This is a genomic window from Halomonas sp. RT37 (assembly GCF_040070525.1).
Lineage (GTDB): Bacteria > Pseudomonadota > Gammaproteobacteria > Pseudomonadales > Halomonadaceae > Halomonas > Halomonas litopenaei.
The window spans coordinates 4,813,528-4,827,104 of the sequence record NZ_CP098827.1; the positions used below are offsets into that span (position 1 = coordinate 4,813,528).

The 13,577-nt window shown below is 60.4% G+C and carries 19 protein-coding genes; 18 read left to right on the plus strand and 1 reads right to left on the minus strand.

What is annotated here, in order from left to right; all coding sequences use genetic code 11:
- Positions 1 to 19 precede the first annotated feature (19 nt).
- The 10 genes from NFG58_RS20990 (at position 20) to NFG58_RS21035 (ending at position 8,227) form a co-directional block, all read left to right on the plus strand.
- Positions 20 to 154, plus strand: a complete 135-nt coding sequence (locus NFG58_RS20990) for a hypothetical protein (RefSeq protein WP_275886765.1) — start codon at positions 20 to 22, stop codon at positions 152 to 154.
- Between the two features lie 63 nt (positions 155 to 217).
- A complete protein-coding gene (gene dsbG / locus NFG58_RS20995; RefSeq protein WP_348827301.1) occupies positions 218 to 1,048 on the plus strand; it encodes a thiol:disulfide interchange protein DsbG in 831 nt (276 codons plus the stop codon).
- 30 nt (positions 1,049 to 1,078) lie between these two features.
- Positions 1,079 to 1,804 (plus strand): TVP38/TMEM64 family protein, encoded by a 726-nt coding sequence (locus NFG58_RS21000; protein WP_348827302.1) that lies wholly within the window; start codon positions 1,079 to 1,081, stop codon positions 1,802 to 1,804.
- A gap of 59 nt (positions 1,805 to 1,863) precedes the next feature.
- Entirely contained in the window at positions 1,864 to 3,852 is a 1,989-nt protein-coding gene (locus tag NFG58_RS21005; protein WP_348827303.1) for a heme lyase CcmF/NrfE family subunit, read from the plus strand.
- On the plus strand, positions 3,849 to 4,373 hold the full coding sequence (locus NFG58_RS21010; RefSeq protein ID WP_031217685.1) for a DsbE family thiol:disulfide interchange protein: 525 nt from the start codon (positions 3,849 to 3,851) through the stop codon (positions 4,371 to 4,373). Before NFG58_RS21005 ends, NFG58_RS21010 begins: the two co-directional genes overlap by 4 nt.
- Positions 4,364 to 4,840, plus strand: a complete 477-nt coding sequence (locus NFG58_RS21015) for a cytochrome c-type biogenesis protein (RefSeq protein WP_348827304.1) — start codon at positions 4,364 to 4,366, stop codon at positions 4,838 to 4,840. The genes NFG58_RS21010 and NFG58_RS21015 overlap by 10 nt, the downstream gene beginning before the upstream one ends.
- Positions 4,837 to 6,168: a c-type cytochrome biogenesis protein CcmI gene (ccmI, locus tag NFG58_RS21020; protein ID WP_348827305.1), complete on the plus strand. Its 1,332-nt coding sequence runs from the start codon at positions 4,837 to 4,839 to the stop codon at positions 6,166 to 6,168. Before NFG58_RS21015 ends, ccmI begins: the two co-directional genes overlap by 4 nt.
- Positions 6,146 to 6,958: a prolipoprotein diacylglyceryl transferase gene (lgt, locus tag NFG58_RS21025; protein ID WP_124804555.1), complete on the plus strand. Its 813-nt coding sequence runs from the start codon at positions 6,146 to 6,148 to the stop codon at positions 6,956 to 6,958. Before ccmI ends, lgt begins: the two co-directional genes overlap by 23 nt.
- Positions 6,955 to 7,464 carry a protein-disulfide reductase DsbD N-terminal domain-containing protein gene (locus tag NFG58_RS21030; protein ID WP_240184315.1) on the plus strand — a complete coding sequence of 170 codons (510 nt, stop codon included), beginning with the start codon at positions 6,955 to 6,957 and terminating at the stop codon, positions 7,462 to 7,464. The genes lgt and NFG58_RS21030 overlap by 4 nt, the downstream gene beginning before the upstream one ends.
- A 31-nt stretch (positions 7,465 to 7,495) precedes the next feature.
- Complete coding sequence (locus tag NFG58_RS21035) at positions 7,496 to 8,227, plus strand: sulfite exporter TauE/SafE family protein (RefSeq protein ID WP_108450074.1); 732 nt, start codon at positions 7,496 to 7,498, stop codon at positions 8,225 to 8,227.
- Here NFG58_RS21035 and NFG58_RS21040 read toward each other — a convergent pair.
- Complete coding sequence (locus tag NFG58_RS21040; RefSeq protein WP_083970235.1) at positions 8,224 to 8,652, minus strand: MerR family transcriptional regulator; 429 nt, start codon at positions 8,650 to 8,652, stop codon at positions 8,224 to 8,226. The two genes, NFG58_RS21035 and NFG58_RS21040, sit on opposite strands and share 4 nt — an antisense overlap.
- Positions 8,653 to 8,908: 256 nt before the next feature.
- Between NFG58_RS21040 and NFG58_RS21045 the strand changes: the two genes are divergently transcribed.
- From NFG58_RS21045 to NFG58_RS21080, 8 genes are all read left to right on the plus strand, one after another.
- Complete coding sequence (locus NFG58_RS21045; RefSeq protein WP_045991679.1) at positions 8,909 to 9,148, plus strand: hypothetical protein; 240 nt, start codon at positions 8,909 to 8,911, stop codon at positions 9,146 to 9,148.
- Between the two features lie 116 nt (positions 9,149 to 9,264).
- Complete coding sequence (locus NFG58_RS21050; protein WP_124804653.1) at positions 9,265 to 9,918, plus strand: redoxin domain-containing protein; 654 nt, start codon at positions 9,265 to 9,267, stop codon at positions 9,916 to 9,918.
- Between the two features lie 64 nt (positions 9,919 to 9,982).
- The gene (locus NFG58_RS21055) at positions 9,983 to 10,423 is read left to right on the plus strand and encodes a DUF411 domain-containing protein (protein ID WP_348827306.1); all 441 of its coding nucleotides are present in this window, start codon (positions 9,983 to 9,985) and stop codon (positions 10,421 to 10,423) included.
- Between the two features lie 15 nt (positions 10,424 to 10,438).
- Positions 10,439 to 11,002 (plus strand): TlpA disulfide reductase family protein, encoded by a 564-nt coding sequence (locus NFG58_RS21060; protein WP_348827307.1) that lies wholly within the window; start codon positions 10,439 to 10,441, stop codon positions 11,000 to 11,002.
- Complete coding sequence (locus NFG58_RS21065) at positions 10,999 to 11,379, plus strand: hypothetical protein (protein ID WP_348827308.1); 381 nt, start codon at positions 10,999 to 11,001, stop codon at positions 11,377 to 11,379. The genes NFG58_RS21060 and NFG58_RS21065 overlap by 4 nt, the downstream gene beginning before the upstream one ends.
- A gap of 18 nt (positions 11,380 to 11,397) precedes the next feature.
- Positions 11,398 to 12,141, plus strand: coding sequence for a cytochrome c biogenesis protein CcdA (locus NFG58_RS21070; RefSeq protein ID WP_045991676.1), 744 nt, complete (start codon positions 11,398 to 11,400; stop codon positions 12,139 to 12,141).
- A gap of 77 nt (positions 12,142 to 12,218) precedes the next feature.
- A complete protein-coding gene (locus NFG58_RS21075) occupies positions 12,219 to 13,025 on the plus strand; it encodes a YCF48-related protein (RefSeq protein WP_249742928.1) in 807 nt (268 codons plus the stop codon).
- Positions 13,026 to 13,056: 31 nt separating this feature from the next.
- Entirely contained in the window at positions 13,057 to 13,476 is a 420-nt protein-coding gene (locus tag NFG58_RS21080) for a cytochrome c (RefSeq protein ID WP_348827309.1), read from the plus strand.
- Positions 13,477 to 13,577 lie beyond the last annotated feature (101 nt).

Consider the following 13,577-nt stretch of genomic DNA (forward strand, 5'->3'; position numbering starts at 1 on the left):
AATTTAATAGGAGACCAAGATGATGGGAAGCGAAGCATGCACGTGGGGGATGGCAGGGATGGGGCTCATTTCCATCCTGCTGATTATCGCGCTGGTGTTTGGCGTCGCCGCGCTCGCCAAGTATCTGTTCTTCGGAAAGAAGCGTGATAGCTGACAGCCCATCGCTACAAGCAGGCACGATTCCGGGGTTGATCAGAGAGCGACAAAGAGACCGTTCATGAAGAAAATCATCTATTCCACTTATTGCCTTGTTATTGCAGGGCTGTTCGGTCTCATTACGCTCCCCGCTCTGGCGAAGGAAACGGGGGACGATTCGCTTGAAGGCCACCAGGCCATTAGTACAGCCGCTACTGGAGCCCCCCTACCCGCATCGATTACGGCATTATTGGATCAAGGACTCAAATTCCATGGAACCTTTAATGCCCCTGGAGATATACAAGGTTATGCCTTGTCCTATGATAATGAGCCCGTGGCGGCTTATATTCCCTCCACTTCCGACCACGCCATCATCGGTACCTTAATTGATCCTCAGGGCAACGCTGTAATGGAACACCAACTTCAAGCTCTGGTGCTGGAACCGATGCTGGAAGCTACCTGGAGCGCGTTCGAGGACACTCGCTTCATTCCGGAAGGTCCTGATAGTGCGTCACATATCGTGTATACGCTGACCGACCCCAATTGTCCCTACTGCAATGCGCTGTGGAAGAGCTCACGGTCTCTAATCGATCAAGGTGAGCTTCAGCTTCGTCATGTGCTGGTCGGCGCTCTGTCAGAGGATAGTCTCCGCAAGGCGGCCGCGATCCTTGAGTCGAATGCCCCAACCAAAGCCCTCGAAACCCATGAATTGAACTTCCGCAATGGCGGCATCAGTCCGGTAGTGCCGTCGGAGGAGAGTCGAGCGCTTCTTAGGCGGCATGCCCAGCTCATGCGCGAGGCCGGCGCCACGGGAACGCCGACCAGCTATTACCGCGATGATGAAGGTAATGTGCAGCGCATCAATGGTGCGGTGTCGACCGACCGGCTTCGCAACATATTAGGTGTCGAATGACGCGCCATAACGGCACAGGAGTGACATGAGATGTCACCTCACACAACTGAGATGAGTATGGCAAGTACGCTCGGTGTAAAACACAGGCTCATGTTGGGAGCTTCTGTGCTGATTGGCTTGGTGATCCTCTATTGGATCCTAATGGAGACCGGTGCCTTATCGACGCTCACCAATAAGCAGGCCCTGCGTGAGTGGGTTGGCCAGTTGGGGGTCTGGGGGCCATTGACCATTATCGCCATGATGATAGCGGCCATAGTCATGAGCCCGATACCCAGTGGGCCGATAGCCATGGTGGCCGGTGCGATCTACGGCCCTCTATGGGGGACGGCGTATGTGGTCATCGGTGCTGAGGCCGGCGCGTTGCTCGCCTTCGGCATCGCTCGCCTGCTCGGCTATGAGGTGATCCATCGCTGGTCGCGTACTAGTCCCATCCTCAACTGGCTGGGCAAAGAACGCTCTCAGACGGGGTTGATGCTCGTCGTATTCGCATCGCGATTAGTGCCATTCATTTCGTTTGATGCCGTCAGCTACGCGGCGGGCCTTACACCACTGGCCTTCTGGCGATTCTTGATTGCCACGCTGGCTGGCGTACTTCCGACGGCGTACCTGATCGTCATGTTCGGCGAAGTCCTGATTACCGCCGACTCCCGCGTTCTCACGGTCGCGTTGATACTGCTCAGCGGTATCACGCTCCTGCCGCTCTTGGCGAAACTCGTTTGGGCCCTGCATCGAAAGCGACGGACTAGCTCCAATTGACGGCTGCCGATGCCGATTGCCTCGTCCCAAGAAATCACGCGACTCAAGCCGGAATCACCATGCTCGTCAAAATCATTCCTGAACTCGGTCTCTTCGCGCTGATCATGGCGCTGGGCCTGGCGTTTATACAGGCGTTGGTTCCGTTAGCGGGTGTCACGCTCCGCCGCCCACTCTGGATGGCCTTCGCCGAGCCCATGGCAGGGGGGCAGTTCGCCTTCTTGCTGGTGGCCTATGCCAGCCTGACCGCGAGCTTCCTGCTCGACGATTTCAGCGTGTCCTATGTGGCCAACAACTCCAACTCGATGCTGCCGTGGTATTACAAGCTCACGGCGGTGTGGGGGGGGCACGAAGGCTCGGTGCTGCTATGGAGCCTGATCCTCAGCGGCTGGGGCTTCGCCGTCAGCCTGTTCTCGCGGAACCTGCCGCGTGACATGCTGGCCCATGTCCTGGGGGTCATGGGCATGGTAAGCACCGGATTCTTGCTGTTCATCCTGATCACGTCGAGCCCTTTTGAACGTCTGCTGCCGGGAGTGCCTCAGGACGGCGCCGATCTCAACCCGCTGCTACAGGACGTCGGGCTGATCTTCCATCCCCCCATGCTCTATATGGGCTATGTGGGCTTCTCGGTAGCTTTCGCCTTTGCCATCGCTGCCTTGCTGGGAGGGCGGCTCGATGCCGCCTGGACACGCTGGGTGCGGCCCTGGACCAATATTGCCTGGGCCTTCCTCACCACGGGCATCGCGCTGGGTAGTTGGTGGGCCTACAACGAGCTGGGGTGGGGCGGCTGGTGGTTTTGGGACCCCGTGGAGAACGCTTCGTTCCTGCCTTGGCTGACCGGGACGGCGCTCATCCATTCGCTGGCAGTCACGGAAAAGCGTGGCACCTTCAAGAGCTGGACCGCCCTGCTGGCGATCTTTACCTTTTCGCTGTCGCTGCTGGGCACCTTCCTGGTGCGCTCCGGGGTGCTGACGTCGGTGCATGCCTTCGCCAATGACCCGTCACGGGGCATTTTCATTCTGGCACTGCTGGGGTTCACGGTGGGCGCTTCCTTGCTGATCTTTGCCCTGCGTGCGCCGCGGATGAGCGGCAATGTGGGCTTCGGCTGGTTGTCTCGTGATGCGCTGTTGCTGATCAACAATATCCTCTTGGTCGTCATGACCGTGACCGTTTTGCTGGGCACGGTCTATCCGCTGATTCTCGATGCCCTGGGGCTGGGCAAGATCAGCGTCGGCCCACCGTACTTCAATACGCTATTCGTGCCGCTGACCGTGCTGCTGTGTGCCTTCATGGGGCTAGGCCCCGTGGCGCGCTGGAAGCAGATGGCGGGGCGCGAGTTGATGCGCCGACTACTTCGGTCCGGCATCGCCGCGCTGATCATGGCGGCGGCGGTGCCGTTCCTCTACGGCGGAGAATGGAACGCCGCCGTGGCGCTGGGACTGGTCATGGCCCTGTGGGTCGTGCTGGCGTTGATCCGTGACCTGTTCGACAAGACCCGCCATGCCTCCTCCCCCCTGGCCGGCTTGCGCAAGCTGTCGCTGGCGCATTGGGGCATGGTAGTCGGCCATCTGGGCATGGCCATCACCATCGTGGGCGTGGCCATGGTGTCGAACTATGCCATCGAGCGTAACGTACGTCTTGCCGTGGGGGAGCGTGTCGAGATAGGCGGTTACAGCTTCACCATGACCGACCTGAGCGAGCGCCGCGGTCCCAATTTCCTGGCCGATACGGCAGCCCTTGAGGTGGCACGTGATGGCCAGCATGTCACCACCCTACGGCCCGAGAAGCGATTGTATATTGCCCGCGGTCAGCCCATGACCGACGTCGCCCTTCGCCCTGGGCTGCTGCAGGACATTTACGTGGCGCTGGGCGAAGACTTGGGTGACGGTGCCTGGGCCATGCGAATCCAGATCAAGCCGTTCGTACGCTGGCTCTGGCTGGGGGCGTTGTTGATGGCCACTGGCGGTCTGCTGGCGGTGGCGGACCGTCGCTATCGGCGTCAGCGCTCAGTGGCAGCTGACTCCACTCTCCTCCGTGAGGTCCATACATGAAACGGCGACTGTTACTGCTTTTCCCCTTGCTGGTTTTCCTGGGACTGGGTTTCTTTCTCTACCGAGGCTTGGCCATGGATCCCAGTGCCCGCAATTCGGCACTGCTAGCCCAGCAGTTTCCTGCCTTTTCCCTCTCGACACTGAAGGATCCCGGTGCCCGGGTCGATGAGTCGCTGTTGCACGGGCAGGTCACGCTGGTCAATGTCTGGGCCGAGTGGTGTCCGACCTGCAAGGAGGAAATGCCCCAGCTGCTGACACTCGCTGAGCGCGGCGTGCGCTTGGTCGGCATCAACTACAAGGACACCCGCGTCAAGGGGCGGGAGTTTCTCGACGAGTTCGGCGACCCCTTCGAAGTCAATATCTTCGATCCGGATGGCGATCTGGGGTTCGAGCTCGGCGTCTACGGTGTGCCGGAGACCTTCCTCGTCGATGCCGAGGGCATCATTCGCTATAAGCACACGGGCTATATCACTCCCGAGGATGTCGAACGTGTCGTGCAGGAGGTGGGCAAATGGCGTTGATGACCCGGGCCGGCCTGCTGTTGCTCTTGTTGATAACGTCGGTCCCTGTGCTGGCGGATTCGGCTATCGAGGTGCGTGACTTCGAGAGGCCAGTAATGGCCGAGCGCTATCGTGATCTTACTGCCTCATTGCGCTGCCCCAAATGCGATGCCCAGGCCATCGACAGCTCGGATTCCCCGGTGGCTGCCGACATGCGCGAACGCGTTGCAGATTTGTTACGCGAAGGGCGATCCGATAAAGAAATCCTCGATTACATGGTCGCACGCTTCGGCGAATTCGTGCTTTATAACCCGCGACTCGACGAGCGTACCTGGCTGCTATGGGGATTGCCGTTCGTGCTGGTGATGATCGGGGGGTTTATCGTGGCGGTCTTCGTCAGCAAACGAAAGCATGCCCAGGTTCGAGCGCTCAGCGCCGAGGAGCGCGAGTACCTCAATGCCCTGTTTAACCGCGAGGGGAGCGAATGAATCTGCTCTGGTTGGGCATCGCCCTGTTACTGTTGCCTGCCCTGTGGCTCGTGATCCTGCCGCTGAGACGGACCCGCCCGCTGCACGATGCTCAGCAGGCCTTCGAAACCAAGCAGCGCACCGATGCCCAGAACGTGGCGGTCTATCGTCAGCGCCTGGCCTCGCTGGAAACGGCCCATGCACGCGGCGAGCTCGACACCGCGCGAGTCGAGGAGGGTCGGCTGGAGCTCGAACGCAGCCTGCTCGAGGATACCCAGGTACGCCGACGCACACCGCTCAAATCCCCCCAGGCCGGACGGTTGTTGGTGCCGCTGGTGATGGTGGCGTTGGTGGTGGCCAGTCTGCTCTGGTATCAACGGGAAGGCGCCGAGGGCGATCTGGCACTGTATGCCGTGCATCAGGAGGTGCGCAACTCGCCTGACGGCTCGCTGGCGATGCTGATCGAGCGGCTCGAGGAGCAGGCCAAGCGACAGCCGGACAATCCCAAGGTGTGGATGTCGCTGTTTCCTCTGTACCGGGACAGCAATCGGGGACGTGATGCCATCGCCGCGCTTGAGCGCCTGATTGAGCTGGAGGGTCGACAGCCTTCCCTGCTGGCGCAATTGGCACAGATCCAATTCTTCGTCGCCAATCGCTCGATGACCGAGGAGGTCCAGGCACTGGTCGACGAGACCCTAGACAAGGATCCGCGTCAGCCGACGGTGCTCGGCATGCTGGGCATCCATGCCTTCGATCGCGCCCGCTATGAAGAGGCTATCGATTACTGGCGACGCGCGATCGCCGGCTTCGACGACCCCGGCTCGGCGGAAGCGCTGCGGGAGGGCATTGCCGTGGCACAACAGCGCCTGGACGCCTCGTCCGACCAGGTCGATGCCCATCAAGCCGCGCAGGACGGCGCGTCGCTCGCGGTCAGGGTCGGCCTCGCCGAATCGCTCCGCGAGCGGGCCGCGCCGGGCGACACGGTGTTCGTCATCGCCCGCGACGTGGCTGGTGAATTGCCGCCACTGGCGGTGGAGCGGGTCACGGTTAGCGACCTGCCACTCAAAGTGACCTTGGGCGACAACGATGCCATGACACCCCGAGCGCGACTCTCCCAAGTCAATGAGGTGCGCCTGACGGTGCGCGTCTCCGCATCGGGCGAAGTCACCCCGCAGCCAGGCGACCTGATCGGCGAGGCGGGACCGGTGACACTCGGCGAGCCGGACCCCCGGTCGAAGTCACCATCGGCCGCGTCGTCGAGTAATGCAGACCTATCGCAACCTAATCCGGCAACATCCATTGTCTGCCAAAACATAAGGAAGACTCATGCTGCAGTATCCGCAGATTGATCCCGTGGCCATTTCCCTTGGTCCCGTGCAGATTCACTGGTATGGCCTGATGTATGTGGTCGGGCTGGCCGCCGCCTGGTGGCTAGGGCGTCGTCGAGCCCATCGCCTGGGTTTGAGTCACGATGATATCGGCGATCTGATTTTTTACGCTGCCGTGGGGATCATCTTGGGTGGCCGCCTGGGCTATGCGCTGTTCTATGGGCTCGACCAGTTGCTGGCCAACCCCTTGTGGCTCTTCAGGGTCTGGGACGGGGGCATGAGCTTCCATGGCGGCCTTGCCGGTGTGCTCATCGCCGCCCTGCTGTTTGCCCGCAAGCATCGCCTGGCTTTTTTCCAGCTGACCGATTTCATCGCCCCGCTGGTGCCGATCGGCCTGGGCGCCGGGCGCCTCGGCAACTTCATCAATCACGAGTTGCCGGGACGTATCAGTGACGTTCCCTGGGCCATGGTCTTCCCCCCCATGATGGGGCTGGGGCCGGAGCCGCGGCACCCTTCAGCGCTTTATGAGTTCGCCCTGGAAGGCGTGGTGCTGTTTGCCGTGCTATGGTGGCTGTCGCGCCGACCGCGCCAGCGGGGCCTCATCTCCGGGCTGTTCCTGGTGCTGTATGGCGCCTTCCGCTTCACCGTGGAGTTCGTGCGCCTGCCCGATCCTCACCTTGGGTTCGTCGCCTTCGGCTGGCTGACCATGGGGCAGCTGTTGACCCTGCCGATGCTCATCGCGGGGCTGGCTCTGGTTGTCTGGTCAATGCGTCAGCCAGTGGATAGGGCGAAAACGGCGACGGCCTCATGAACACGGCCTTCACCTTTCTGCTGGTGCTGCTGTTCGTCGCCACACCGGTAGCGGCCCGTGGAGAGTTTCCCGCGGGCAGTGGCAAGAGCTCCCCCTTCGGTACCTCGGCTCAACGGGAATTCCTGGCGACTAAAGAAGCCTTCCGGGCCAGCGCCTGGCGAGACGATAGGCGGCTCTACGTCGGTTTCGTCATTGCCGAGGACTATTACCTCCACCGCCATCGGTTTGCACTGGAAAGTCGCTCTCCGGGCGTCAGTTTCGGTGAGCTGGCAATTCCCCCCGGCGAACCCATGGTGCACGCGTCTCTGGGGGAAATCGAGGTGTTCTATGACCAGGTGGTATTCAGTGCGCCCATCGAGGCGAGCGACACCGCTGCCGAGCCGCTGGCCATCACGGTGACCTTTCAGGGGTGTTCCGACCTGGGACTCTGCTATCCGCCCGAGCTGGTCGAGCTTGACGCGCTGTACGGTTCCCCCTCCGGCAGCCTTCGATTCTCCTCCTCGTGATACTGGGAATAGCGAAGAAGGAGCGCCTTGATTGGATCCCACCGACCTCAGCCTGCCGCCGCTGGCGGCGGCCTTCGTCTTCGGCCTGCTCGGAGGGGCGCACTGCATCGGCATGTGTGGCGGGATCATGAGTGCCCTGACCTTTGCCGTGCCCTCCAGCATGCGGCAGCCGGGACGCCTGGCCGGCCTGCTGCTCGGCTACAACCTGGGCCGCATCAGCAGTTACATGATCGCCGGCGCTCTGGTGGCGCTACTCGGCTCCGTGCTCAATCATGCCCTGGACGGCATCGCCCTGGTGCTGCGTATCCTGGCGGCGGTCATGCTGATTCTGATGGCGCTGTATATCGCCAACTGGTGGAAGGGGTTGCTACGTATCGAAGCCCTGGGTCGCTCCCTGTGGTGGCGTATCGAACCGCTAGGTCGAGGCTTGATGCCCGTCGTGAAGGTACCCCAGGCCTTCGCGCTGGGCTCGATCTGGGGCTGGATGCCCTGCGGGCTGATCTATTCAATGCTGGCCTGGAGTCTGGCCGTAGCCGAGCCGCTACGCGCCGCGGCGATGATGGGGGCCTTCGGGCTTGGCACCCTCCCCGTCGTCCTGGCGACCGGTATGGCTGCCCGGCGCATCTCGCTATGGATTCGCCATCCAGCGACCCGCACGCTGGCGGCGTTGCTGATCATCGCGTTTGCCGTCTGGCAACTCTGGCATCTGCACTCCATGACCGGCATGGACGATATGGCCAGCATGGCGCCGTCGCATCACTAATGGCAACCGCACGGGCCATCCGTCACGATAGCCGGTTGTGCCGATCCCAGCGATTCGATCAGTTGCTTCAGGCTAGGGGCCTCGGAACCATCATCATGGTCGATGCTTTCCAACCATCGCGCTATCGCCTGGAGTTCATGGATCCGCGAGCGAATGTAGCGCCCTTGTTCAGCCAGGGGAGCGTACGTATCGCTAACCGGAGGCATGTCGTGCTCCGCCCAGGTCAATATCTGCTTGATGTCTGGGAGACCGACTCCCAAAGAGCGAAGGCAATTAATGAGACGCAGGCGACCCAGTGCCTTCTCGTCATAGAGTTGATAGCCGTTGCGCGAGTCCCGTTGCGGTCGTAACAACCCCTCACGGGTGTAGTGGCGTACCGTTTCCGCAGTGACCCCACCAGCCCGAGCCAGTTCAGTGACTCGCATTGTCTTTTCCTCACCTGCCCGTTTTCAGACAGCCTACAACCGTGAGGCCGCCCAAAGGTCAAGGTATGGCTGTAGCGTTCAACTGGTGGCCTGCTGCATAAAGCGGGAACGCAAAAAATAAAGTCTTGACCTTGAAGTTGGCTTTAAGGATATCTTTCCAGCAAGCAGCGCTGCTGCCAGGTAGAAATCCAAGCCAGGCCTTCTATCAGCCTTGCTGGTGGAAAGGTGATTCCCAGAAAGATTGAGGAGAAGTGTCATGCGGAAACGTCACACAGCAATCTTGACTGCCGCCATCATCGTCGCCAGCAGCTTCGGAGCCGGCTCGCTTCTTGCGCAGGAAGAGAATCAGCAGACGCCAATGGAGGGCGACATGATGCAGGAGGGCAGCATGCACGACATGATGGGAATGATGCGTGAAATGAATACCATGATGAAAAACTGCAATGCCATGATGGAAAATATGCAACAAGGCCATGAAACCGACAGCAACACCTGAAGTGGCACTGGCCGGGGCTGCTCCGCATAGGAGCAGCCTTCGTTAGAACTGGGTAACGCGAAGGGAGGACGGTACGTGAAAAAGAGCTGTATACACCACTACTCGTCTTGGCATTGATGCCCAGTTCTCCTGTCTTTTCCCATTCCCTCGAAGATACCGAGGAAGAGCTGCAAGAGTGGGAACGTTACGCCCAATTCATCGACCAGCCATCGCCGGAATTTTCGTTGAATAATACAGACAGCAATGGCGTGTCGTCTTCCGACTTGGAACAAAGCGTCGTGGTGCTCAATATCATCCACTCGCGCTATCAAGAAGCCTGCCCGGTGCATATGAACCTGATTGCCGAGGTGCAAGAGCGAGTCAACGATACCGGCCTACGAGATGATGTTGAATTTATCACCATCGCTACCGACAGCGAGGACTTTGCCGGCACGCACAACAACATGCGGGCCTACGGTGAAAATTTCGATCTGGACCCCGCCAACTGGCGGTTTCTTTATCGAAGCGAAAATGAGTTTGTCGACACCACACGCCAGGTCGCGGAAGCCTACGGTCTGAAATTCGACGATGTGGCCGAGGGCGTCCAGGCGCATGGCGTTGTGACTCATGTCATCGACCAATCAGGACGGATACGGGCCCGCTTTCATGGGCTCAAATTCGATCCGGAGCACCTAGTTTACTATGTAAAGGTGTTGGCAGAAGGACCAGAGACATTATCCACCGGTGTGTGGGATCGCATTCGCCATACTGTCGTCAACACCTTCGATTAATGCCGCGAGAGTATAGCCGGCCTAGCTGCCGAACGTTCTCGTGAACTCTATGGAGCCTTAGCGTATGAAACACTGGAAAGCGCTGACCATCGCTTCTCTATTGACCTTCCCCCTGACAGGGTTGGCAACCGAGACGTCGGCAACCCTCTACAAGAACCCCAACTGTGGCTGTTGCGCCGAATATGCCAAGTATCTCGAACGAAACGGGTTCGAAGTGGAGACAATCGATACTCACGATCTCGCGAAGATGAAAGCCGAACACGATGTTTCCGAGAAACTGCAGGGTTGCCATACCACGCTCATCGACAACTATGTCTTCGAGGGCCACGTACCCGTGGAAAGCGTCACCCAGGTACTCGAAGAGAAACCTTTCATCAAAGGCCTGAGCGTACCCGGAATGCCACTTGGCTCACCGGGGATGTCGGGCGAGAAACAGGGCCCACTGGAGGTTTACATCCTGGCCTTTCAGCCGACCGATACCCCTGAAGTTTACGCCACCCACTGAAGGTGAGCCTTGGTCATGAGACAACTGATCGGGACCAGTTGGGTAGCGGTGGCATTGTGGGGAATGATCACCTCTTTGGCCGTCGCCGAACCACCCAAACGTGTGGGGCCGAATGGGTTTCTTCTCTGGGAAAGCCCACGCGAGGTGTCGGAAATTAGCTTCGAGGCTGGCGACGGTACCCCGCTGACGCTGACCACTTTCGGAGGAAAGCTGATCCTGCTCAACATCTGGGCGACATGGTGTGGCCCTTGCCGCGAGGAAATGCCCACCCTGGATGCCCTCCAGGCTGAATTGGGTGGTACGGATATCGAGGTCGTCGCACTCTCGATCGATCGCAAAGGCATCGAGGTCGTCAACGAATTCTATCAGGAGGTGGGGATCGAGCATCTCGCTCCCTACGTCGATCCAACCGGCATGGCCAGCGCGAACCTCAGTGCCGTGGGTATTCCCACGACGCTTCTGCTCGACCGCCAGGGCAGGGAGATCGGACGCCTGGTCGGGGAGGCCGAGTGGGATACCCCTGAAATGATCGACTTTCTTGCCGAAACCATAGAAACCACCCAGGAGGACGCGCCATGAGTTGCTGTGACGACAAGCCCCAAAAGGGCCAAGAGAAAGCCGGACTGAAAGGCCTGGTAACAGGCCCACGCCGCTGGATGCTGCTGGGCGCTGTGGCGGTGGCTGGTGGTCTTGCCATGGGCTGGGATCAACTGGTCCTGCTGGGCATCGCCCCTATCCTGGTGACCCTGTTGCCTTGCCTCGTCATGTGTGGAGCAATGTGTATGCTGAAATGCAAGGACAAGAAAGGCAAGGCTACCGAGCCGGGCGAAGCCCCTGACGTCCAAGCCAACGTGGAAGCCACTACCGCGGTAACCACGGAGACGGCATCTGCCAATCGCCAAGCAGCGGATCACCAGGTGCCATCCGAGCGCCCCGACTCCAAGCTCCAAGCCTAGCCACGGGATTAAGGGGGGATGTGGGAAGTTGCCAATATCGGCCTGGCCACGGCCTTTCTGGCGGGCCTGACCTCGTTCGCTTCGCCCTGTGTCTTGCCGCTCGTGCCTAGCTATCTCTCCTTCGTGGCCGGGCGCTCGCTGGGGCAGATACGGGAAGCGGACCGGCGGGAGCGGCTCCGGGTATTGACCCAGTCAATATGGTTCGTGCTCGGGTTCTCCACGGTATTCCTGATGCTGGGTGCCAGTGCCACGGCCATCGGTCGCCTGCTGCTGGTCTACCGCCAGGAAGCCAACCTGGTCGGCGGTATCATCGTCATCCTGTTCGGTGCCTTCATGACCGGGCTCATTCCGCTGCATTGGTTACAGCGAGAATGGCGATTTATCGGCAGGCTTAAGGAAGCGGGCGGGGGGCCCAGTGCGGCTTATCTGCTGGGTGTGGCGTTCGCGTTCGGCTGGACCCCCTGTATCGGCCCGATCCTGGGCGCCATTCTGACCGTCAGCGCCTCGACGGCCAATGCCCCGAGCGGAATGGCGTTGCTCGGCATCTATTCGCTGGGCCTGGGGGTGCCCTTTCTGTTGACGGCGGTGTCACTCGATCGCTTCCTGCAACACCAGAAATTTCTGCGCCGCTGGGGCCGGGTCACGCATCTGGCGGCCGGGCTGATCATGATCCTGATGGGCATCTTGATGATCACCGGCAAACTGACCGAGCTGTCCTATTGGTTATTGCGCACCTTCCCGGCGCTAGGCAGCATCGGCTAGCCATTATTCGAGGAAATATTGCAATGAACAAGATCACGAGTCGCTTCTGGCGTGCCCTGTCACTGACGAGCTGGGTCATGGCCAGTCTGAGCTTCGTCAGTATGGCCGGGGCCGCCGAGGAGGCATTGCCGTCGCTGAGTTATGACCAAACAGGCGAACGGCTGCTCAAGGTCCAGGCCAACCAGCTTTTCGAAAGCACGGATGGCCGAGCGGCCTGGACGATGATTCCCTTGCCCGACGAAGTAGCGGAGGGACGGTTGGTAACGGTATCGGCAACAGCCGAACATGCCCTCTATATCGCCGGCCCCTCGATCGGGGTGCAGCGCAGCACCGATCATGGAGAAACCTGGCAGGAACTCAACGATGGCTTGCCTAACCAGGACGTTACCGCCTTGGACGTGCACCGCCATCAGCCCGAGACACTCTATGTGGTGATTGCCGACGACGGCCTCTACCAGAGTGAGGATGCCGGCACGACCTGGAAGAAGATGGATAGCGGTCCTGCCCAGGCCGTTCGCCGGCTCATCCACTCCGATATGGAGGGGAGCATGCAGACTGGCTGGCTCTATGCGGTGTCCGACGATGCGGTTCGCCTGTCGATGGATTGCTTCTGCGGCTGGCGACCGACCGGGGAGCTCGATGCCGGCAGGGTCTATGATCTGGCCTACAAGCTCGACGATCCCGAACACGTCTATGTGGCCACGGAGCAAGGCCTGTGGCGCAGCGACAATGGCGGCCAGGAGTGGCAGCAAGTAAAGGGTGATGGCCCGACGTTCGTCACGCTTACGCTTGCGCCGCAGGGAACGCTCTATGCCCTGGATCGCGAGGGGGAGCTCATGCGCAGCGAAGATCAGGGCCAAACCTGGACACCCCCCGATGCGTAAGCGCTGGATCCTCGTCACAACGTGGCTGCTGATGAGTGCCGCCGGGCAGGCCATGGCGGGGGGTGGCCCCTCTTCGCGCGATACCTCTCGGCTGGAAGAGGGAGAAAGGATCTACCAGCAGTACTGTGCCAGCTGCCACGGCAGCGAGGGCGAGGGCCAGCCGAACTGGGAGCGCCAGAATGCCCAGGGCGAATTGCCCGCTCCCCCTCACGGGCCGGAGGGGCATACCTGGAAACACTCCGATGCGATGCTCTACCGAATCGTCGCCGAGGGATGGCGCGATCCCTGGAACAAGACCGAGAGACTCACCATGCCGGCCTTCGAGAATGTCCTGACCCCCGCCGAGATCCGCTCCGTGGTGAACTATCTCAAGACGCTATGGACGCCGGAGCAACGACGTCATCAGGCGGAAGAAAGCGAGGGAGCCCCATTTCCGTCGCAGAGTGATTAGCTGTGGGGCTAGGGAAGCGCTGCGTAAACACCTCCGCAGCTGACGGAGAGTCAACCGCAGGGTAAAACCTGGCTTTCTTGCCACTGTCTGACCAAAGCCAA